Source organism: Photobacterium sp. GB-36 (assembly GCF_003026135.1).
In the GTDB taxonomy this organism is placed as follows: domain Bacteria; phylum Pseudomonadota; class Gammaproteobacteria; order Enterobacterales; family Vibrionaceae; genus Photobacterium.
In genome coordinates this window covers 24,955-47,922 of the sequence record NZ_PYNY01000017.1, presented here as the reverse complement: position 1 = coordinate 47,922, position 22,968 = coordinate 24,955, and the positions used below count along the sequence as shown (strand labels likewise).

General features: G+C 42.6%; 18 protein-coding genes. 10 read left to right on the top strand and 8 right to left on the bottom strand.

All coding sequences use genetic code 11. The features are described 5' to 3' along the window. The first annotated feature begins 3 nt into the window (after nt 1–3). Complete coding sequence (gene polA, locus C9J46_RS14760; protein ID WP_107291116.1) at nt 4–2,775, top strand: DNA polymerase I; 2,772 nt, start codon at nt 4–6, stop codon at nt 2,773–2,775. Nucleotides 2,776–3,726: 951 nt separating this feature from the next. Here polA and yihA read toward each other — a convergent pair. Continuing rightward, nucleotides 3,727–4,401: a ribosome biogenesis GTP-binding protein YihA/YsxC gene (yihA, locus tag C9J46_RS14755; RefSeq protein WP_105061451.1), complete on the bottom strand. Its 675-nt coding sequence runs from the start codon at nt 4,399–4,401 to the stop codon at nt 3,727–3,729. Nucleotides 4,402–4,558: 157 nt separating this feature from the next. Here yihA and C9J46_RS14750 point away from each other — a divergent pair, with 157 nt between their 5' ends. The 5 genes from C9J46_RS14750 (at nt 4,559) to hemN (ending at nt 9,314) form a co-directional block, all read left to right on the top strand. Then, nucleotides 4,559–5,182, top strand: coding sequence for a cytochrome c (locus tag C9J46_RS14750; protein ID WP_107207794.1), 624 nt, complete (start codon nt 4,559–4,561; stop codon nt 5,180–5,182). Nucleotides 5,183–6,130: 948 nt separating this feature from the next. Then, nucleotides 6,131–6,772: a class I SAM-dependent methyltransferase gene (locus tag C9J46_RS14740; RefSeq protein WP_107207792.1), complete on the top strand. Its 642-nt coding sequence runs from the start codon at nt 6,131–6,133 to the stop codon at nt 6,770–6,772. Then, nucleotides 6,772–7,317 (top strand): Der GTPase-activating protein YihI, encoded by a 546-nt coding sequence (gene yihI / locus C9J46_RS14735; protein WP_045084567.1) that lies wholly within the window; start codon nt 6,772–6,774, stop codon nt 7,315–7,317. Before C9J46_RS14740 ends, yihI begins: the two co-directional genes overlap by 1 nt. A gap of 3 nt (nt 7,318–7,320) precedes the next feature. Beyond that, nucleotides 7,321–7,800 carry a DUF2489 domain-containing protein gene (locus C9J46_RS14730; RefSeq protein ID WP_107207791.1) on the top strand — a complete coding sequence of 160 codons (480 nt, stop codon included), beginning with the start codon at nt 7,321–7,323 and terminating at the stop codon, nt 7,798–7,800. Nucleotides 7,801–7,940: 140 nt separating this feature from the next. Beyond that, nucleotides 7,941–9,314: an oxygen-independent coproporphyrinogen III oxidase gene (hemN, locus tag C9J46_RS14725; protein ID WP_107291115.1), complete on the top strand. Its 1,374-nt coding sequence runs from the start codon at nt 7,941–7,943 to the stop codon at nt 9,312–9,314. An 82-nt stretch (nt 9,315–9,396) separates the two neighbouring features. Here the strand turns inward: hemN and add are convergent, their stop codons facing one another. The 5 genes from add to glnA all read right to left on the bottom strand — a co-directional run bounded on the left by add (nt 9,397) and on the right by glnA (nt 15,268). Further along, nucleotides 9,397–10,401: an adenosine deaminase gene (gene add / locus C9J46_RS14720; RefSeq protein WP_107261165.1), complete on the bottom strand. Its 1,005-nt coding sequence runs from the start codon at nt 10,399–10,401 to the stop codon at nt 9,397–9,399. 117 nt (nt 10,402–10,518) lie between these two features. Then, complete coding sequence (gene glnG, locus C9J46_RS14715) at nt 10,519–11,934, bottom strand: nitrogen regulation protein NR(I) (protein ID WP_107291114.1); 1,416 nt, start codon at nt 11,932–11,934, stop codon at nt 10,519–10,521. 20 nt (nt 11,935–11,954) lie between these two features. Next, a complete protein-coding gene (gene glnL / locus C9J46_RS14710) occupies nt 11,955–13,004 on the bottom strand; it encodes a nitrogen regulation protein NR(II) (protein ID WP_107207787.1) in 1,050 nt (349 codons plus the stop codon). A gap of 126 nt (nt 13,005–13,130) precedes the next feature. After that, the gene (locus tag C9J46_RS14705) at nt 13,131–13,712 is read right to left on the bottom strand and encodes a DUF4124 domain-containing protein (RefSeq protein ID WP_107261161.1); all 582 of its coding nucleotides are present in this window, start codon (nt 13,710–13,712) and stop codon (nt 13,131–13,133) included. A gap of 146 nt (nt 13,713–13,858) precedes the next feature. Next, complete coding sequence (gene glnA, locus C9J46_RS14700; protein ID WP_005372511.1) at nt 13,859–15,268, bottom strand: glutamate--ammonia ligase; 1,410 nt, start codon at nt 15,266–15,268, stop codon at nt 13,859–13,861. Between the two features lie 576 nt (nt 15,269–15,844). Here glnA and typA point away from each other — a divergent pair. Then, on the top strand, nt 15,845–17,671 hold the full coding sequence (gene typA / locus C9J46_RS14695) for a translational GTPase TypA (protein WP_107207785.1): 1,827 nt from the start codon (nt 15,845–15,847) through the stop codon (nt 17,669–17,671). A 181-nt stretch (nt 17,672–17,852) separates the two neighbouring features. On the opposite strand, the gene C9J46_RS14690 is transcribed toward typA, so the two are convergent. Further along, nucleotides 17,853–18,491 carry a DUF2959 domain-containing protein gene (locus C9J46_RS14690; RefSeq protein ID WP_107207784.1) on the bottom strand — a complete coding sequence of 213 codons (639 nt, stop codon included), beginning with the start codon at nt 18,489–18,491 and terminating at the stop codon, nt 17,853–17,855. Nucleotides 18,492–18,669: 178 nt separating this feature from the next. Here C9J46_RS14690 and C9J46_RS14685 point away from each other — a divergent pair, with 178 nt between their 5' ends. From C9J46_RS14685 to C9J46_RS14675, 3 genes are read left to right on the top strand one after another with little or no spacing between them, the layout of a single operon-like run. Further along, nucleotides 18,670–19,581 (top strand): virulence factor BrkB family protein, encoded by a 912-nt coding sequence (locus C9J46_RS14685; protein ID WP_107207783.1) that lies wholly within the window; start codon nt 18,670–18,672, stop codon nt 19,579–19,581. Further along, nucleotides 19,578–20,015 (top strand): D-aminoacyl-tRNA deacylase, encoded by a 438-nt coding sequence (gene dtd / locus C9J46_RS14680; RefSeq protein ID WP_045084559.1) that lies wholly within the window; start codon nt 19,578–19,580, stop codon nt 20,013–20,015. Before C9J46_RS14685 ends, dtd begins: the two co-directional genes overlap by 4 nt. 58 nt (nt 20,016–20,073) lie before the next feature. Beyond that, on the top strand, nt 20,074–20,997 hold the full coding sequence (locus tag C9J46_RS14675; protein ID WP_107207782.1) for a bifunctional GNAT family N-acetyltransferase/hotdog fold thioesterase: 924 nt from the start codon (nt 20,074–20,076) through the stop codon (nt 20,995–20,997). Here C9J46_RS14675 and C9J46_RS14670 read toward each other — a convergent pair. Further along, nucleotides 20,949–22,946, bottom strand: coding sequence for an AsmA family protein (locus C9J46_RS14670; RefSeq protein ID WP_107291113.1), 1,998 nt, complete (start codon nt 22,944–22,946; stop codon nt 20,949–20,951). The genes C9J46_RS14675 and C9J46_RS14670 overlap by 49 nt on opposite strands. Nucleotides 22,947–22,968: the final 22 nt, after the last annotated feature.

Genomic DNA, 22,968 nt, shown 5'->3' with positions numbered 1-22,968 from the left:
CCTATGGCAACTATTCCAGAAAATCCATTGATCCTGATTGATGGATCCTCTTACCTTTATCGCGCTTACCATGCTGCACCGAATTTCACTAATTCTGACGGTGAGCCGACGGGCGCAATTTATGGTGTTGTAAACATGCTACGTAGCATGTTACGTCAATTTTCAACCGAACATATCGCAGTGATCTTTGATGCGAAAGGGAAAACCTTCCGTGATGATATGTATCCTGAATATAAAGCCAATCGTCCACCGATGCCGGACGATCTTCGCAGTCAGATCGAACCATTGCATGCGGTGATCAAAGCGATGGGGCTACCATTGATCGCGATCTCTGGGGTTGAAGCTGATGATGTGATTGGCACGTTATCCACACAAGCATCACAACAAGGTATGCCAGTACTTATCAGTACAGGTGATAAAGATATGGCGCAGCTGGTGGATCAAAATGTTACTTTGATCAATACCATGACTGATGTTGTGATGGATCCCGCTGGTGTTGTGGATAAGTTTGGGATTGGTCCTGAATTGATCATCGACTACCTTGCTCTGATGGGCGATAAAGTGGATAACATTCCAGGTGTGCCTGGGGTTGGTGAGAAAACAGCAAAAGCATTGCTTACCGGTATCGGTGGGTTAGATGCCTTATACGATAATTTAGATGATATTGCCGCTCTCGGTTTCCGTGGTTCAAAAACCATGGCGAAAAAGCTGATTGATAATAAAGAAGCGGCTTACATGTCATATAAGCTTGCCACCATTAAATTGGATGTTGAGCTAGATGTAACACCTGATGAACTGCGTAAAGGTGTGCCAGATACAGATGCTCTCACCGAGCTGTTTGGTAAGTTACAGTTCCGTCGTTGGTTAACTGAAATGCTTGATGGAAGTGATGGCCGTATTGTTGCTGACGAAAAATCAGGTGATGTGCCAGCTGAAAAAAAAGCCGTTGCACCAACGATTGATCGTAGCGGGTATGAAACGGTTTTAGATAAAGAAAGTTTTGCAACATGGCTTGAACAATTAACAGCGGCAGAGGCGTTTGCCTTTGATACCGAAACCGATGGTTTAGATTACATGACGGCGAATGTCGTCGGTGTGTCTTTTGCGATTGAAGAAGGTAAAGCGGCTTACGTCCCTGTGGCTCACGATTATCTTGATGCGCCAGCGCAGCTTGACCGTGATTGGGTACTTGAGCAGTTAAAACCATTACTTGAAGATCCAAAACAAGCGAAAATTGGCCAAAACCTTAAGTTTGATGCCAGTATTGTTGCTCGTTATGGCATTGAAATGCAGGGTATTGTGTTCGATACCATGCTTGAATCTTATGTATTTAATAGCGTTGTTGGGCGTCATGATATGGATAGCCTTGCCCTACGTTATTTAGAGCATAAGAATATCAGCTTTGAAGAGGTTGCAGGTAAAGGTAAAAAGCAGCTAACGTTCAATCAAATCGATTTAGAGCAAGCGGGCCCTTATGCTGCTGAAGATGCTGACATTACTTTGCGTTTGCACAATACGTTGTATCCTAAAGTAGAAGCTGACGACAAACTTAAGCATGTCTTTGAAACTATCGAAATGCCATTAGTGCCAGTACTTTCACGTATGGAGCGCACGGGTGTTTATGTCGACAGTATGTTGCTTGGCGCACAATCAACAGAGATCGCTGCTCGACTTGATGAAATTGAGAAAAAAGCGTTTGAAATTGCGGAGCAAGAATTTAATTTAAGCTCGCCAAAACAGCTTCAAGCGATCCTATTTGAAAAAATGGGATTACCTGTTTTAAAGAAAACGCCATCTGGTACACCGTCAACCAATGAAGAAGTATTGCAAGAGCTGGCGCTTGATTACCCACTGCCTAAGTTACTCTTAGAATATCGTGGACTTGCAAAACTGAAATCTACTTACACCGATAAGTTGCCTAAGATGGTGAATCCTGCAACGGGTCGAGTGCATACTTCTTACCATCAAGCCGTGACTGCAACCGGACGTCTATCATCAAGCGATCCAAATTTGCAGAATATTCCAGTACGTAATGAAGAAGGTCGTCGTATTCGCCAAGCGTTTGTCGCACAAAGCGGGTATAAGATCTTAGCGGTCGATTACTCTCAAATTGAATTACGTATTATGGCGCATTTATCCGGTGATAAAGCATTATTAGATGCTTTCCGTCATGGTAAAGATATCCACGCCGCAACGGCCGCTGAAATCCTTGGCTTAGATATTGAGCAGGTAAGTAGTGAGCAACGTCGCCGTGCTAAAGCGATCAACTTCGGTTTGATCTATGGCATGAGTGCATTTGGTTTGGCGAAGCAGCTAGATATGGGACGTAATGAAGCACAAAACTACATGAATGTGTATTTTGAGCGTTATCCAGGTGTTTTAGAATACATGGAAAGCACGCGTAATGCGGCTTCAGAGCAAGGTTATGTTGAAACGCTCTTTGGTCGTCGCTTATATCTACCAGACATTAAATCACGTAATGGTTTACGTCGAAAAGCAGCGGAGCGTGCAGCAATCAATGCGCCAATGCAAGGAACCGCAGCTGATATCATCAAGTTGGCGATGATTGCGGTTGATGGTTGGGTGCAACAACAACCGGAAGGCGATGTGCGTTTATTAATGCAAGTACACGATGAATTAGTGTTTGAAGTGAAAGAATCAGCACTTGAAGCGGTAACTGCATCAGTTAAAGCATTAATGGAACAAGCAGCGACGCTGGATGTACCGCTTATCGCAGATACTGGTTACGGTGATAACTGGGATCAAGCGCACTAATTTTTATTGGTAATAATAAGAATAATAATAAATAGTCAGCACGATGCTGGCTATTTTTTTTGTTAAAAATAAGCGACAAATAAAAACCAATATGTAAAATTTACTTACAACAAAGTGAAAAAAAACTACATTTAGGGGTTCCAAAAACTGCACGTTTGATATACAGTTACAGGTGTAGGGTACAGAGGTAAGATGTTCTATCTTTCAGACCTTTTGTTTCACGTTATTGGATTTGGCTGATTCAGCCGCCCTGGTCTCACTTTGGACCGGGGCGTTTTTTATTGTGCGCTCGAAAATTTTTTCTCTCCGTTTATACCTTTCTTTGTTGTCTGTTGATTATTTCTTTCTTTTTCGTTTCTCTCTATTTAGCTAATTACTAATCAAATTATGGTCGTTCATTGGTCTATTTGATCTTTTTGGCTTGTTTGTTCGCCTTTTTCTCTTAAATTTTCTTTTTAGTTGTTATTTTTTTAGAGTAAATACTTTAAAAAATAAAAACAGTCGCTATACTAAAAACAGCTTCTTGTTCATATTTGCTGTCAGTGCTGATGACATTATCAGCCGTTCAACAAATCCATGAAATAACCATTCCTACACTATTGGGAGTGGTTTTTTTTTGCTCTTTTTTTGGTTAAATGTGTTTGTAATAAACTTCCAGAACTAAACATGGTTTATTAACATTTTATGTTGTTATTTTGTTAAGAAAATAATGTACTAAGTAGAGGCGGGTAAGCAATATTTATATCGGAATTCAGAGGGGAATATGGTCGAGAGTCGCAAAAAAACATGTAAGTTGAGTCATATAAAGGGAAGGGATTGCACTAAGAGTGGAAATCATTATTGTTTGTTGCACAAAACTAAAATACCTCCTGTTTCTCTCTTAATTTGCCCCACCGAGATGGTGGGGAACTTTTATAGCTCCAATCCTTAGAGCTATATAAACAACGTATTTTACTCGTTGTCTTCTTCTACTTGCTCAGGGAAAGCATCATCACCACCGGCAAGCACACGTTGGCGCTCTAGCTCTGGTGCGTACCACTCATCCAATTTACGGCGAACTTGATCGACGCCAATACCTTTTAACGAAGAGAAAGCTTCAACTTGTACGTCACCTTCTAACTCTTTAGTCATTTGGCGGATTTTTAGCACCTGTGCTTTACGAGCACCACTTTTTAGCTTGTCTGCTTTAGTCAGTAAGACCAGCACAGGTAAACGGCTTTCAAGTGCCCAATTAATCATTTGTTGGTCAAGATCTTTCATCGGATGACGGATATCCATCAATACCACAAGGCCTTGTAAGCACTCACGACGCTGAAGGTATTCTCCTAGCGACTTCTGCCATTTTAATTTCATTTCAAGAGGGACTTGTGCAAAACCATAACCCGGTAAATCGATAAGGTTACAGCCTTGAACCACTTCAAACATATTGATCAGTTGAGTACGACCAGGCGTTTTTGAAGTACGCGCTAACCCTTTTTGATCGGTTAAGCGGTTTAGCGCACTCGACTTGCCCGCGTTAGAGCGACCAGCAAATGCAATCTCAACGCCTGCATCTTGCGGCAAGTGACGAATATCTGGCGCACTTGTGATAAAACTTGTATTTCTGTAGTTGAGAGGTTGATTCACTGTTAACTCCGTCCAGTCTTCATGTAGTCGACTGATTGCTTTTATGTGAAGATGTGTAAAATATGTGAAACCGAGCTTGGTTTGTGATCGTATTGTATACTATGTAAGTGAGCATTACTTGTGGTAGTGGAAGCCCTATAATTATAAACGGAATGTCATGAAGAAATTAATATTAATATTAAGCCTTCTTGCTAGTTATTCGACCACGGCTGAAGAAGGCAACATCGAAGCAGGTAAACTGAAAGCTGTAACGTGTGCCGCCTGCCATGGTACAGATGGCAATGCAGCATTGATGCAGCAATCCCCGAAGCTTGCTGGACAGCATCCTAAATATCTTGAAAAGCAATTAAAAGAATACAAACAGGCAATGGCTACCGGCGGAAAACAGGGACGTAATAATCCTGTTATGGGAGGAATGGCCATGGCCCTTTCTGATCAAGATATCGCAGATATCGCAGTATATTATGCTTCTCTGCCTATATCAGATAATACTTCCCCCAAAGAATCCGTTGAAGTCGCGCAACAACTTTATCGTTTTGGCGATACTGAACGTGGTATTGCTGCCTGTATTGCGTGTCATGGTCCTCGTGGCAATGGTACGAGCTTATCTGGATTCCCTAAGATCTCTGGTCAAAATGCAGAATACGTAAAACTTCAACTGGAAGAGTTCCGTTCAGGTGTCCGTGCTAATGATATGAACGCGATGATGCGTTCGGTTGCTGCAAAATTAAGTGATGATGAAATTAATGCGTTGTCACAATATGTCGGCGGCTTGCACTAAAATCGCTTGATCCGAATTGAAAAAAAGCAGCCTAAAGGCTGCTTTTTTATTGCCTGATAGTTATCGTTTTATATCTTTTAGTGTTTCATTCAGCAAGACTATTTTTACTTCTGTCTTATTTGCTCAACAGCTTGTAAGAGATCTGCCATTTGTGAGGGTTGTTTTAGCTCGAAATTTTGCAGATAAAAATACATTATCCTTCAATAACAATGGTTTGCGTTTTTTTAGTGGTTTGTGCTTTTAAAAGTGTGATATCGGTACATTGTTTCAGTTTTTGGTTACTGTAAATTATCTCGTGTCGACAGGGAAAGCGACAAGGGATGGAAACGCTAGGATGGCATGAGCAGGAGCTCAAAGGATCACAGGACGTCTAGTTAGGATGACTAGGGTTGACGCAAGAAGCGTATTGGATTGTCAGGAAGACACTTACGGATAAGATTTTGCAACGACATGATGTCGTCGCAATAAGTGGTACGTTATGGATAACGTGCTCACAAGGATGGTGGCATTATTATCAGGATGATAGTAAGCGAAATGGAACGCCAACTCAGGACGAGTTGAATTACTATGGACAGGACACGGAAGAGTAAAACTCATCAGGATGATGACGAACAACAAGTTCGCAAGGAAAGCACTAATAACAAAGGGAACGTTGCTTAACCGGGACGTTACACGCTAGTTAGGATGACTAGACAGAATATAAGCCAGTGGCTTACATATAGAGCGATAGGTGCAAGCCTATCGCTTTTTTCTTTTCCCCTCTTTTTCTATCTGCATTATAAACAAGTTAACTTGTTGATCTTTTATCTATCATTATCGTATTTACAGATAAACTTGCACAATTTGTCGGCAAAACTACATCTTGACCGCGATTGGGTATAGAATAGCCCGCTCGATTTTACACCAGTTCCGATTTTGCTAATAATCGGCAACACCGGAGAAGTGATCATGCAGCCATGTCCACTGTGCCATAGTGAACAGCATGGAGTATTTGTTGAAGATAAAAATCGCTGCTATTTTCGTTGTCAGCAATGCGCGTTAATTTTTGCTGATCCTGAGGCTCAGTTATCGCCAGAACAAGAAAAAGCCGTTTATGATCAACATCAAAATAATCCAGATGATATGGGTTATCGCCAATTTTTAGGTCGTTTAGCGACACCATTAGTGGAACGTTTACCGGCTGGGCCATTAGATGGTTTAGACTTTGGCAGCGGTCCTGGTCCAACACTTTCCATTATGTTGGACGAAATGGGATATAATATGGCGATTTATGATCCATATTTTGCACCTGATCCTAGTGTATTAACGCGTCAATATGACTTTGTTACGTGTACCGAAGCCATAGAACATTTTAATCAGCCTGCGAAGGAATGGGGGCTGCTGCTGAGTATGATTAAACCTGGCGGATGGCTGGGGTTGATGACAAAGCTAGCAACCGATGCCGAAGCGTTTACACGTTGGCATTACAAGAACGATCCAACCCACGTTAGTTTCTTTAGTCGCGATACGTTCCGCTTTTTAGCGCAACGTGATGGCTTAGAAGTTGAGTTTGTTGGAAATGATGTGATTTTGCTGAGGAAAACCCAGTAATGACCCGTAAAAAAAGAGGCCGTAAGATTGGCTCTGAAGGCCCAGCGGTATACCGCGATAAAACGCCGAACCAATTAGAGATCGAATCTCGCCAGCGCCAGAAAGCGAAAAAGCGTAAAGGCTTAAAAACTGGTAGTCGCCATTCTGCCGTTGAAGAAACTAAGCAGCGTAATGCCGCGCAGAAAAAAGACCCACGTCTTGGTAGTAAAAAACCAATTCCTTTGATTGTTGAGCCGAAAAAGCCAATGACCAAACAGCAACGCCGTATGTCAGCAGAGCAAGAATTAGCAATGCTTGAAAATGATGCGCAGCTGATGGTTCTTCTTGATCGCTTAGATGCTGGTGAAAAGTTAGGTGCAGGCTTACAGAAACAAGTCGACCAAAAACTTGATCGTATTGAGCAGCTTATGAAGCAGCTTGGTTTGATGGAAGAAGATGAAGTTGAATTGTTCGAGGAAGATGAGTACCGCCCAGCGGTTAAGTCTGATGATGATTTACTCGATCAATTTGAAAAGATGGATTTAGATAAATTCGGTAAGGAGTAACCGTTGCAGGATTTGACGCTTCTGCTTGTTATTGGTGGCACAATTGTAACCGCGCTTGGTATTTATGCGGGCACGCTACTTGTTAAGCTATACCAACAAAATCAACGCCATAAAGTTTTTTTAGCCCGTGCTGAACAACAGCAAAAAGAGGCGATAGAAACGCGTAATAATACGATTTTAGAGAGCGTTTATGTGATTGCCGCAGCGACCAAGCAAGGACAATGTGATTTGTCTGAAGCGGCGATTCGTTTGTATAAGTTGATGGAAGCGCTACAGGCTGATAAGAGTGTTGATTTTGCAGCCACTTATCCAGCTATTACAGAGCTGTATGAGGTAGTAAAAGATATGCCTCGCGGTGAAGCGCGTCAACAAACAGAGAAACGTGCTCGAATGCGCTTTGATCTGGAGCGAATGAAGGCTGAAACTCGATTACAAGAAGCTATTGCGATCGAACTGGATGCCATCCTGTCTACGAAGTCTTAATGACTTGATCTGAACGATTACAGTCATCGTCTAATCTGATTAGGCGATGGCTGTATTGTCTTATAAACTATAAGTGTTATTCGTCTTACTATCATTACACGTTTAACTCTTTATTCTCCCTACAATATTGGAAATATGTCATGTCAAATGAGCAGATTATTTGGGATCAGGCCCTGATTGAAAAGTATAACTACTCAGGCCCGCGTTATACCTCTTACCCAACTGCATTAGAGTTTAATGAAGCGTTCACGTCTGCTGAATTTGAGATGGCATGTAAGCAATATCCTGATCGTAAGCTATCGCTTTATATTCATATCCCATTTTGTCATAAGCTTTGTTACTACTGTGGCTGTAATAAAATCATTACCCGTCATCAGCATAAAGCGGATGACTACTTGGATAAGCTAGAACAAGAAATTAAACAACGTGCGACTTTATTGGGCAATCGCCAAGTGAGTCAATTGCACTGGGGCGGTGGTACACCGACGTTCCTTACTGCAGCGCAGATCAGTCGTTTAATGAATAGTTTGCGTGCAGCGTTTAATTTTGATGATGATGCTGAGATCAGCATAGAAGTCGATCCGCGTGAAATTGAACTCGATATTCTTGATCACCTTCGCAGTGAAGGCTTTAATCGCTTAAGTATCGGGGTGCAAGATTTCAATAAAGACGTGCAAAAACTGGTTAACCGTGAGCAAGATGAAGCGTTTATCTTTGCGATGGTTGAGCGTGCACGTGAATTGGGATTCCGTTCAACGAACCTTGATTTGATTTATGGTTTACCGCTACAAAATCGTGAAATGTTTGCGAAAACATTAGAGCAAGTACTGGCGATGAATCCGGGGCGTTTATCGGTGTTTAACTACGCCCACATGCCTAAATTGTTTGCGGCACAGCGTAAGATCAGCGAAGAGCTATTACCGAGTGCCAAAGAAAAATTAGGTATTCTGCAAGATACCATTGCAACGTTGACGGGGGCAGGATACCAATTTATTGGTATGGATCACTTTGCCAAACCGGATGATGAATTAGCCATTGCCCAGCGTGAAGGGATTCTGCACCGTAATTTCCAAGGTTATACCACTCAAGGTGAGTGTGATTTATTAGGTATGGGTGTATCCGCTATTTCTATGATTGGTGATTGCTACGCACAGAACCAAAAAGAGTTAAAGCATTACTACCGCGATATTGAAGAAAAACAAAACGCACTGTGGAAAGGGGTTTCGCTCGATGCGGACGACTTACTGCGTCGTGAAGTGATCAAAGCCCTCATTTGTAATTTCCAGCTTGATAAGAAAGCGATTGAAGCGGAATTTAATATCAATTTTGATCAATATTTTGCTGAAGATTTAGAGCTTTTAAAGACCTTTATTGATGATGAGTTAGTAGCGGTGGATCAGCAACATATCTTCGTTGAGCTGAAGGGACGTTTATTGATCCGTAATATTTGTATGTGTTTCGATAAATACTTACGTGATCGCGCTCGCAAACAGCAGTTTTCACGAGTGATTTAATCTTCTTGGATTAAATAATAAGCCCCATTCGAGCAATGCTGGAATGGGGCTTTTTGTTATCTGATTTTTATCGCGTGAGTGATTAACTACGTTGTGCTGCCATCTCGCGAAGTGCTTGTTTCTCGCTTTCATTCAAGAAGGCGATCTCTAAGCCATTGCGTTGTGCTTGTTCGATTTGCGCTTGGCTTAATCCAACAGCGGGTGCTGCTACCTCATATTCGTAAGGTAATTCAATACCTTCAACGGCAGGGTCGTCAGTGTTGAGGCAGGCTAAAATGCCATGCTCGAGGAATGGCTTGATAGGGTGATCTTTGATATTGCTAATAGTACTGGTTTGAATGTTTGAGGTAATGCACGATTCAATACCAATTTTATGCTCTGCTAGATAATCCATCAGTTTTGGATCTTGAATTGCCTTTACACCGTGACCAATACGTACCGCGCCTAGCTCATTAATGGCTTGCCACATACTTTCAGAGCCGGCTGCTTCACCAGCATGAACGGTTACACGTAAACCTGCATCACGAACTTGTTTAAAGTGTGGGTTAAATTGCGCGCCAGGCTGACCTAATTCATCACCGGCTAAATCAATAGCGACCAATTTATCTTTGTGGGCTAGTAAGCCATCAAGCTCTTGCTGACAAGCCTCAACACCAAAGGTGCGACTCATTATACCGATTAAGTTCGCTTTGATACCAAAGTCACGACAACCAGCTTCTACTCCATCAATAATGGCTTCAACCACACCTGCGATCGGCAAGTTGTGCTTCATTGCCATGTAGTAAGGTGAGAAACGTAGTTCGGCATAATCAATTTGTGCATGCAAGGCATCTTCAACGTTTTCATAAGCGACACGACGACAAGCATCGAGATCGCCTAATACTGCAACCCCCCAGTCTAGCTTTGACAAAAAGGCTACAAGACTAGGTTCAGCTTCAACGATCTGAACGTGTGGGCGTAAACTTTCTAGATCATGGCCTGGTAGCGCCATATTAAATTGCTGGCCAAGTTCTAGGATAGTTTGAGGGCGAATGTTGCCATCAAGGTGACGGTGTAGATCCGTTAAAGGAAGATGCTTGTTGATCATTATGATTATTCCGATGAAAACTGAGCGTTAAGTATAAGCAAAGTGTATAACGTGAACATAATCGTTGCAGCTAAATGTGATCGCCTTCACCTGCTACTCGATATTATATAGCGATGATTAGTCGTTAATACCTAGCTCTTTGAGTTTTCTGGTAAGGGTATTTCTTCCCCAACCTAATAATCGAGCCGCTTCTTGTTTATGACCGTGGCTATGTTGTAGCGCCGTCTCGAGTAAGATTTTTTCAAACTCAGGTAGGGCTTCTGCTAATAGGTTTTCATTACCTTGCTGCAATTCTTGCTTTGCCCATTGTTGTAGGCCTTGTTGCCAATGTTGATTCTCTTGCTGAGTTGATAAAGTGGTTTGATTATTTTCCAGTAACTCAGGGGGGAGATCGCTAGGTAAAACCTCACTGCTGCTGGCCATGACAGTAAGCCAGCGACAAATATTTTCTAGTTGGCGAACATTACCCGGCCAATCCAGTGCTGCTAGTTGTTCGGTCGTGTCAGGGTGCAGGGTTTTGACTTCGACCCCTAACTCGTTGGACGCGCGTTGCAGGAAGTGGCGCGCCAGTTGAGGGATATCTTGGCGACGATCTTTTAGAGACGGTAAATGCACCCGAATAACGTTTAAGCGGTGAAACAAATCCTCACGAAAATCACCACTTGCGACAAGACGCTCTAGGTTTTGGTGCGTTGCTGCAATAATACGGACATCGACGTTAACGGGAGAGTGTCCACCGACACGATAAAACTGCCCATCCGCTAAGACACGCAGTAAACGGGTTTGAATATCTAATGGCATATCACCGATTTCATCGAGAAACAGTGTTCCGCCGTTGGCTTGCTCAAATCGCCCCTGACGAACACTGTTGGCGCCAGTAAATGCGCCTTTCTCATGCCCAAACAGTTCTGATTCAATCAAGTCTTTGGGAATAGCGGCCATATTCAGGGCAATAAAAGCATTTTTACTGCGTGGGCTATGGCGATGTAAAGCGTGAGCGACAAGCTCTTTACCTGTGCCAGATTCGCCGTTAATTAACACCGAGATGGATGAGCGAGAAAGGCGACCAATAGCACGGAAAACTTCCTGCATAGCAGGGGCTTCACCGATAATTTCAGGTACTGCTTTTATTTCTGTTTCTGGTTGCTGTTGACGTTTCTGCTCTTGGCTATGACTAACCGCACGCTCAACCAAACTTACGGCTTCATCAATATCAAATGGCTTAGGGAGATATTCAAATGCCCCACGTTGATAGGCGTTCACAGCGGCATCTAAGTCTGAATGTGCCGTCATGATTATCACCGGTAATAGTGGGTAATCTTGTTGTAAGAGTTTTAGTAACGTTAAGCCATCTGTTCCCGGCATTTTAATATCAGAGACCAATACATCAGGGACATTACGCTCTAGCGCTTCAAGTACACTATCGGCATTGGCAAAGGTTTCACACTTCATGCCTGCTGTTATAAGTGTCTTTTCCATTACCCAGCGAATAGAGCTGTCGTCATCGACAACCCAAATTAATCCTTTGCTCATACGTTACTCTCCTATCGTTATTATTGTATTGGTAAATAGATCGTAAAGTTGGTGTGTCCTGGCCAGCTAATCACTTCAATTTTGCCGTTATGTTGGTCTATTAAGTTTTGCGAGATCGATAGCCCTAACCCTGTGCCATCAGCATTACCGGTTACCATTGGATAGAATAAGGTGTCTTGGATTTCTGCTGGGATCCCCGGACCATTATCGATAATTTCAATTTTCGCGGCGATACGGGCGTATTTGCCTTGGATCAAGGCTTGATGGGCTGTGCGAGTTTTGAGTTTAATGATCCCGCCATTTTGTTTTTTTAGAACATGAGCGGCGTTACTGACAATGTTGAGTAAGGCTTGCTCGAGTTGTTCGGTATCCATTTCAATCTCGGGCAGACTTGGATCGTAGTCGCGCTCAATCACAAGGTTATTGTCGTTTTCCAGTATGACCAGCTGACGTACTTTTTCTAATACGAGATGAATATTATCGGTCTTTCTGATGCCTGGCCGTTGCGGGCCTAATAACCTATCGACCAAATTACGTAATCGGTCGGCTTGCTCAATAATCATTTGGGTATATTCGACATAACTAGGGTCGGGTAGTGCTTTTTCAAGTAGCTGTGCAGCGCCTCTTAAGCCACCTAGTGGGTTTTTTATCTCATGAGCTAACCCTCGCACTAATTCTTTCGCTGCTTGCTGCTGAGCTAATTGAGAGAGCTCTTGGCTAATACGACGTTGTTGATCGATAGGTTTAAGCTCCAGCATCACGAAAAGATTTTTTTGCCACGAAATAGGGCTGGCATTCAAGCTGAGAAGTTGACGCTGTTCATCAATCACAAAAGCGACATCGCTATCAGCTAGGCCTTGACCACTTTGCAGTGTGGCTGCGATTAAATCGAGATCAAGAGATGAATACTGTAATAACTCTGGTAACGTAATGCCCAGCAAACGGCGCTTACTCGACGATAACAGTTGTTCTGCGGCAGGATTGACATAACGAATCGTTAAGTGCTCATCCAGTAAAATGATTGCAGTAACAAGGTTATCAATAATTATAGGGGTAAAAGCGGTAGTCACAATCAGCATCCTTGTTGATTACCTAAACCATCAATAGGCTTATTTAGGTCAAATGCACCAAATTGGTGCATCTGAGTGTAACCTGTTTATTGCTGATCGGGCACTGTTAATTGGTGAAACTGTGGATTAGCGAGGCTGTACTGGCATTGGCTTGTTCGCCTTCACTGTGGCTCGATGCAGATAAACGGTAATACTGTCTGACGATGCAATAACCTTGCCGCCTTTAACTAGTTGAATTTGTAATTGGTGGCTGCCACGATCAATGTTATCTAATGTCCAAGTGAGTTCCGTTTGAGGCTCGCCTTTCACCACGCCATCTAATACTAATTGTGCTTGGGTTTGATTGTTAAGTTTGCTGTTGGTGACCGCATGAATATTGATGATACCTTCGTTATTGCGGATGGTTTGCTCATGCATAGGCGAAACTAAACTGACGGTTGTAATGGTTTTTGCTGGCTCTTCTACCACGGTAATATCAGTGGTTTGAGTGTCAATAGTATCTGCGGTTTGTTCAATATTGCCACTGACTTCTGTCACGCTTAAAGGGTAAGCAGTGGCATCGGGGGTTTGAGGTTGATCGGTAAAGTGCACCACGCCATTTTCATCTGTCCATGAGTAGATGGTAGAGGCTTGGGCTGAACTCGCAGCGGTCCATATTAGGGTAATAAAAATTGGGCTGAGTAGATTAAAAAAACGAGAGAGTTTCATCCGTTAACTCCAAGTTTGTTTGCACGAACAAGAGTGGTCGTGAATAAGATTCATTATTGTCGTTGGTTTGCGGGTGACAACAAGATCAAAAAGGCCTGCTTGTGAAGCAGGCCTAAGTATTTAATGTTTAGTAATTAAGTGATTACTTAAACAGAGTAGTAAAGTTCAAACTCTAGTGGGTGAGTTGTCATGTTTACTTTCTCAACGTCTTGAGATTTCAGTGCGATGTAAGAATCGATGAAGTCATCAGAGAATACGCCGCCAGACGTTAGGAACTCACGGTCGTCGCTTAGTGCTTGTAATGCGCCTTGTAGCGATTCTGCAACTGTTGGGATTTCAGCTGCTTCTTCTGCTGGTAGGTCGTACAAGTCTTTATCCATCGCTTCGCCTGGGTGGATCTTGTTCTGGATACCGTCAAGGCCAGCCATTAGCATTGCAGCAAATGCTAGGTATGGGTTAGCCGCTGGATCACCGAAACGTACTTCGATACGACGTGCTTTAGGGCTTGGTACTACAGGAATACGGATAGACGCTGAACGGTTACGCGCAGAGTAAGCTAGCATTACTGGAGCTTCAAAGCCTGGAACTAGACGCTTGTATGAGTTCGTAGCAGGGTTAGCAAATGCGTTGATTGCACGCGCATGCTTGATGATACCACCGATGTAGTAAAGTGCCATTTCAGAAAGGCCGCCGTACTTATCACCAGAGAATAGGTTTACACCATCTTTTGCTAGTGATTGGTGAACGTGCATACCAGAACCGTTATCACCTACTAGTGGCTTAGGCATAAAGGTTGCTGTTTTACCGAATGCGTGTGCAACGTTATGAACAACATACTTGTAGATCTGAATTTCATCCGCTTTTGTTGTTAGCGTGTTGAAACGTGTTGCGATTTCGTTTTGACCTGCTGTTGCTACTTCGTGGTGGTGAGCTTCAACAACTAGACCCATTTCTTCCATGATTAAACACATAGCAGAACGGATGTCTTGTGATGAATCAACAGGTGCTACTGGGAAGTAACCGCCTTTAACACCTGGACGGTGACCTTTGTTACCGCCTTCGAAATCAGAACCGGTATTCCATGCAGCTTCTACGTCATCAATTTTGAAGAAAGAGCCAGACATGTCAGTGTTAAACTTAACATCGTCAAATAGGAAGAATTCTGGCTCAGGGCCGATAAGAACAGTGTCTGCGATACCTGTTGAACGCATGAACTCTTCTGCACGCTTCGCGATAGAGCGAGGATCACGGTCGTAACCTTGCATTGTTGCTGGCTCTAAAATATCACAACGGATATTTAGCGTAGCGTCTTCAGTGAATGGGTCTAGTACCGCGCTTGATGCGTCAGGCATCATTACCATGTCTGATTCGTTGATACCCTTCCAACCTGCAACTGAAGAGCCATCAAACATTTTACCTTCTTCGAAGAAATCAGCATCAATTTGATGAGATGGGATCGAGATATGCTGTTCTTTACCTTTTGTATCGGTAAAACGTAGGTCAATAAACTTAACTTCATTTTCCTGGATCAGCGCTAGTACGTTTTCTACTGACATCTTGAGTAACCTCCGGTGTTATATAAGGGCATGGCCGCAAATCTAGTGTTGCTCATTTCTGAGAATGAGCAGTTCTGAATGTTCTTAAGCGAAAACCATGCCAATTTTTAAAAGCTTTAAGAATGCGGTTTTTACGCATTGCTAAAGCTTAATTAATCCATTTTTGCACTATCTTGATGCATTGGTGCACCATTTTGGTGCGGCAATGTGTCATTAACAATAATAGAACATGCTTACTATCGCGATGTTAAAAATTATTGTCAATTCATAATCTCCTTAAAAAAGAGTTTTTATTATTAAAGGAGAACTGTGTACCTCTAATGATGTTTTTATCCGTAGGGAGTGAGAAAACAGGGTTAAGTGGGGATTTATGGTCTGAATAGAAGGGTTCAAAAAAATAAAATCAGGCCAAAAAGCGAGTAAAAATGCGGCTCTAGAGCATGGTCATAAAAAAGCTGGTGATATAAATCACATATTTCGTGGGTTTTGGCGTAAAATCTGTTAAATTATGAGCCGTTTTTTTAATCAAGTAGCCTCTAGTGAAGATGCTGCATGTTCTGAGTGAATGTGAAACTAATGTCTAATCAATCGATCGATAAATTAAGAAATATCGCAATTATTGCTCACGTTGACCATGGTAAAACTACCTTGGTTGATAAACTTCTACAGCAGTCTGGCACGTTAGAGGGTCGCGGCGAAGCCGAAGAACGTGTGATGGATTCTAACGATATCGAGAAAGAGCGTGGCATTACCATTCTTGCTAAGAACACAGCAATCAACTGGAATGACTACCGCATCAACATCGTAGATACCCCTGGACACGCCGATTTCGGTGGTGAAGTAGAGCGTATCATGTCTATGGTTGACTCTGTATTGCTTATCGTTGATGCAGTTGACGGCCCGATGCCTCAAACTCGTTTCGTAACGCAAAAAGCGTTTGCATACGGTCTTAAGCCAATCGTTGTTATCAACAAGATTGACCGTCCAGGTGCACGTCCTGAGTGGGTTATGGATCAAGTATTTGACCTATTCGATAACCTTGGTGCAACTGACGAACAACTAGACTTCCAAGTGGTTTACGCATCAGCACTAAACGGTTGGGCAACACTAGAAGAAGGCGAAACTGGCGAGAACATGGAACCATTGTTCCAATCTATCGTTGATAACGTTGCAGCGCCTTCAGTAGATGTTGATGGCCCACTACAGATGCAAATCTCTCAGCTAGATTACAGCTCTTACGTTGGTGTTATCGGTGTTGCGCGTATTACTCGTGGTACAGTGAAAGCTAACCAACAAGTCACTATCGTAAGTGCTGACGGTTCTAAGCGTAACGGTAAAGTAGGTACAGTTCTAGGTTACCTAGGTCTTGAGCGTCATGAAGTTGAAGAAGCGAAAGCGGGCGACATCATTGCAATCACAGGTCTTGGCGAGCTTAAGATTTCTGACACTATTTGTGATCAGAACTGTGTTGAAGCGCTAACGCCTCTTTCTGTTGATGAGCCAACAGTTACTATGACTTTCCAAGTAAACAACTCTCCGTTTGCTGGTAAAGAAGGTAAGTTCGTTACTTCACGTAACATCCTAGAGCGTCTTCAAAAAGAACTAGTACACAACGTTGCACTACGTGTTGAAGAAACAGCTGACCCAGATAAATTCCGCGTATCAGGCCGTGGTGAACTTCACCTATCTATCCTGATCGAAAATATGCGTCGTGAAGGCTACGAGCTAGCAGTATCACGTCCAGAAGTTATCATCAAAGAAGAAGACGGCCAGCTAATGGAACCGTTTGAAACTGTGACAATCGACGTGGTGGAAGAGCACCAAGGCGGTATCATGGAAAATATCGGTCTTCGTAAAGGTGAGCTAACTGATATGGCACCAGATGGTAAAGGCCGTGTTCGCATGGACTTCATGATGCCTTCTCGTGGTCTTATCGGTTTCCAAACTGAGTTCATGACACTGACTTCAGGTTCAGGTCTTCTTTACCATACGTTTGATCACTACGGTCCTCACAAGGGCGGTACTATCGGTCAACGTAACAACGGTGTATTGATTTCTAACGCAACAGGTAAAGCACTGACTTATGCATTGTTTAACCTACAAGAGCGTGGTCGTCTATTTGCTGAGCACGCAGACGAAGTTTACGAAGGTCAGATCATCGGTATTCATAACCGTTCTAACGACCTTACAGTTAACTGCCTGAAAGGTAAGCAGCTTACAAACGTTCGTGCTTCTGGTACTGACGAAGCGCAAACTCTTTCTCCTGCTATCAAGTACACACTTGAGCAAGCACTAGAATTCATCGATAACGATGAACTAGTAGAAGTGACACCTTTAAGCATCCGTATTCGTAAGAAACTTCTTACTGAAAACGATCGTAAGCGTGCTGGTCGTACAAAGTAATTACTGATTAATTTCATTAGTTATTAAGCAATCCCTCGGTTGGTAACAATCGGGGGATTGTTGTATCTGAAAGGGTGGAAATATGGGGGGATTGTGGCGAATGGCTGAAGATAAGTGTCGGACTGGGACATTAGGGGAAAGCAATGGTGAGCCGCTGGCGCTGACTCACCTTGTCGATAGCTTATTTCTTTAGATGACCAATAAAGCGGTTAGATTCTGCAATAGCGCTGTTCATATCGCGGATTGCTTGTTGGATCTCGCGTTGCAGTGAGTTGAACTCACCTTGTAGTGAGCCAATGGCGGCAGCATTTAGGTTATGCTTTAGGTATAATGTGTTATCACGCAAAGTATCTAACACCGGCTCCATTTTTTGCTCTGCACGTTTCATCGCAGATAGCATTTTTTGATACTGTACTTTGGTAGCGCGTAGCTTGTTTGCACTATCACGTTTCAGTGTTGCACTCTTATAAAGCGCAAGCTCGTCATTCCATTCTTCAAACAATGCATCAGCCACATCTTCAATAGCAGCGATACGATCTTTGACTTTATTTACTGCTGCTTCACTGTCTTTGTATTGATCATTAACGTCATTGTATGCGGCTTCTAACTCACCACCATTGAAATTATTTAATGCTTTAAGCCCTTCAAGCGCACTGGTAAATTGCTGTTGTGCATCTTTTTGTGCTGCGTTGGCGTCTTCTACCCGATCAACCATGATGTCACGTTTGTGGACGCCAACTTGCTCCATCGCTGAGTAATAGGCTGATTGACAGCCTGAAAGTAAGCTAACGCTAAGTAAAATAGCAAGAAAATAAGGCATGTTATGCTCCTAGTAAGGCATGCTGCGCTGAAATAAATCAATCTTAACGTTTGTTCTAACAAGAGAGAATTGATTGATAAGACGCAAATAAAGAGTTGAGAAAAGGCAAAAAAATGAAAGCCTTTTCACAATGTGTATAAGATTAATAGAACAAAGTTATAAGGCTGACAACAAACCAATGGCGAAGTTGCAATTAGGTCCCAAAATCCATCTGATGATGGATTATTTTTCGTATTTAATCCAGCGAGTGAATCATGATCGTTTAACGGTTACCGCAGGCTCAATGGCTTATGTCACTTTATTATCACTGGTGCCGCTCATTACTGTTGTTATTTCGGCGTTATCAGCAGTGCCAGTATTTGCAGGACTCGGTGAGCAATTACAAAACTTTGTGATCGAGAATTTCGTACCAGCGGCTGGCGCGGTCGTGAAAACCTACTTAAATGAGTTCGTTTCTAATGCTGGCAAAATGACGGCTGTCGGTATTGCGGCTTTGTTTGTGGTTGCCATGATGTTGATTTCATCAATAGATACCTCGTTAAATTATATCTGGCGAATTAAACAGAAACGTCGTTGGGTTATTTCATTTTCAATCTATTGGATGATTTTAACGTTAGGACCGATTCTGTTGGGTTCTAGTATTGCGGTAAGCTCTTACCTTGGTTCACTGGCATTGCTTGAACATCAAGCATTACACGGCCTTTTACAGCAGTCCTTACGCTGGTTTCCTTCTCTTATGTCTAGCTTGGCATTTTTATTGCTCTACTTATTAGTGCCGAATGGTAAAGTGACGTTCCGCCATGCACTGATTGGTAGTCTAAGTGCGAGTATTTTATTTGAGCTAAGTAAGAAAGGTTTTGCGATTTACCTCGCGCATTTTCATTCTTATCAGATGATTTACGGCGCCTTAGCTGCAATTCCTATCTTATTTGTTTGGATTTATTTATGTTGGTGCATTGTTTTACTGGGCGCAGAGATCACAGCTAGTTTAGGTGAGCGTGGTTTTTGGGATCAGGCGAATCAGTTATCATTACCGACAGAGCAAAAATCGGATGACACGTCGCAGAATATGAAAGAGGAAGAAAAATGATTGCACTGATCCAACGAGTTACTGAGGCTAGCGTGACGGTGGATGGACAGATCACTGGCGCGATTGGCAAAGGCTTGTTAGTGCTGTTAGGCGTTGAAAAAGGTGATGACGAAGCAAAAGCACAAAAGCTGCGTGATAAAGTGCTCGGTTACCGTGTCTTTAGTGATGACGATGGCAAAATGAATTTAAACGTGCAGCAGGCGGGTGGCAGTGTGTTGGTGGTTTCACAATTTACGTTAGCGGCGGATACTAAAAAGGGTATGCGGCCAGGTTTTTCGAGTGGGGCTGCACCTGTTGATGCTGAACGTCTTTATGAATATTTTGTCGAACAATGTAAGGTAAAAGAAATTCAAACTGAAACGGGTATCTTTGCTGCCGATATGCAAGTAGCACTAAATAACGATGGTCCAGTGACGTTTTGGCTACAAGTCTAGAAAATCACATTAGTATCAGATATACACCATAAACCGAGAATGGAAAGAGAGGGAATTCATGTTTCGATTAGTGACGCCTCAAACAGATGAGCAGTTGGCGAGCTATTACCATTTTCGTTGGCGGATGTTGCGTGAACCTTGGCAGATGCCACAAGGCTCTGAACGTGATGCGTATGATGAATTGAGTGAACATCGTATGATCATCAATAATCGTGATCAGGTGGTGGCGATTGGGCGTTTATATTTAACGCCTGATAATGAGGGACAAGTACGTTACATGGCGGTTGATCCTAATGTTCGCCGCCATGGTTTAGGTGGCTTAATTTTAATGGCTTTAGAGTCACTCGCAAGGCAAGACGGTGCTAAGCGGATGGTGTGTAATGCCCGTGAAGATGCTATTCCTTTTTATTTAAAAAATGGTTTTGCCAGTGAAGGTGAATTGAGTGATGAACGAGGTCCTGTTCGTCACCAACAAATGCTGAAACATCTAGAGCCATTAAATGAAGTTGTGCGTCATCCTGAATGGTGTCAGGAGTTACAAACACTGTGGCAACAACAGATCCCGATCAGCGATAAAATGGGGATAAAAATCAACCAATACACAGGTTATCGCTTTGAAGTGAGTGCGCTGTTTAATGCTAATTTAAACCCCAATGAGTTTATGTTTGCGGGGAGCATTTTTACCATGGCAACCTTAGCGGGCTGGGGTTTTATTTGGTTATTGCTGAAAGAACGTGGATTAGAGGGCAATATCATTTTGGTTGATAGCCATATCCGCTATTCAGCACCTGTGACTGAACGACCTAAAGCGGTGAGCACCATAGAAAACTTACGTGGTGATATTGATCGCTTAGCGAAAGGTCGTAAAGGTCGTATCAGTGTCGATGTGAATGTGTATAGCGGTGGTAAAGTTGCTTCCAGTTTTACCGGTACTTATTTGATCTTGCCGCTACACGTTGAAAACGAATTCACTTCTATTTGATCGGCATGCCAACGACGATCGACTTGTTGGCAGTTTTCCTTTAATACCCACTCCAGTTGTTGCTGTGTTGGGATCGCCAGATCCCATTGACTGGTGAGTGATAGGCTAAAATTATCATTGCTTGCGAGCCAAGTAGGAATGGTAATTCTTCCCCTTTCAGCCGTGATATTCAGTGGCGATAGTATTAATGCTTGAGCATTACTATCGCTATTTTCATTGCTGCTACCTAATACCGTACCGAGTAAATTCCCTTTTGTTTTCCAATGAGTGAGTAATTGGGTTGGTGCAATATTATCTAAATGAATATCTCTAAAGGTGAGAGCGGTTTGTCCAGATAAACTGTAATTGAAGCTTTGGCGATTACTTGCTAATCCTTGTGCGTGTAATGTTCCGTCAATTTTACCGTTTAATGGCAGTGGTAATTTGAACCAACGATAAATGAGAGCAGCGGGAACACTATCGCTAGAGATAGAAAGAGACCAAGGCTGACCTTGTTGTGCTAATTGAATATCCGCATTAGCTGTTAGCATGCCATCAGTAAAAGGTAAGACAAATTTATTGATCGCCCAATCGCCATTGGCACTGCTCATTTCTACAATCGGATCGATAAAAACAATTTGGTTGATGCTGGCAAAGCTAAGGCTGGTATCAAGGTTGCCTTGCCATAAGCCCCATTGATGCTGATGCTTTACTACTACACCATTACCATCAATGTTGATCCCGGCGAGTTGAAACGGTAGCTGAGTGTCTGTTGATGTTAACTGTATATTATTGATATCAAGCTTATCGATAGTTAGCTCTGATAGCCTTGAGGTTAATGTTTTTGTTGTATGGAACCAGTGTGGAGGAAGAAAGCCTTTTATTCCTGAGGCCAACAATTTTTTTAGTTTGATCTTGTCAGGTGAAATGTCACCATCCATACGTATATAACCATTGAGTAACTGAGCCGAAATACCCTGACTGTTGATCTTTTCCGGCATGAAATTCAGCTCAACGATCGGTTGTTCAAATACGATATCGTGCCATTTCGCATTACTGGCACTCACAGATAAATGGGCGTTATCTTGTTGCCAGTAACTGTTAGGCCATGACCAGTTTTCTAATGACAAACTAATATTATCAGCAGCCCAAATAGGTTGTTCAATACTACTATCTAAAACGTCAGCGCGTTTAATCATGATATGACGAACGGGTGTGGCATCTGCTAACCATTGCGGCCATGCGGCTAATGGTTGTGATTGTTGGATGCGAAGGTTGGTTAGCGTGAGTTGATCTAACGTTAATAACTGGGTGTCACTGTTATAGTTTGCCGTACCATTAAAGTTCGCTTGTTGCCATCTCCCTGAAAATCCTGTCAGTTGCCACTGTTGCTTCTGTTTTGTCCCGTTTAATAACAGATTTTCTAGCGTTTGATTGTGCCATGTTATTTGCGGAACGCTTAATTGAAACTGCCCGCTAAATTGCAGCCACCAAGGTTGCTGAGGATCAATATATTGCCAATTATCGATTTGAAGCTGTGCATGGTTGATTGTTATCGCGGGAGTGGCTATTGAGAGATCATTAATTGCTAAACGATCAATAGAAAAGGCTGAGAGTTGTTCAAATTTATCCCATTGCTGATGATGTAAATCGATCCCATCAATAATGACATTGGAAAACACCAGACGCTGCGTTTGTAATGAACGTGATGAAAGTTCGAGAGTGATACTGTCAACTGACAATAAGGTTTTATTCGCCTTTTTTACAGTGAGTGGTTGAAGCGTTATTTGTAGTGGTTGTTTTATATCATAGTGTAATTGTGTTTCAGCTAACTGATAGTGGGAGAAAAAGGCGAGGGTATGGTTGAGTATGGGAGTGGCATAGCGGGTTTGCAGCAAGACGATAAGTGCCACAATACTCAGTCCGCCAAGCAGTAATACAGAAGCAATAAGTTTGGCAACCCAACGCATAATTCATTCCCTGAAAGCCATT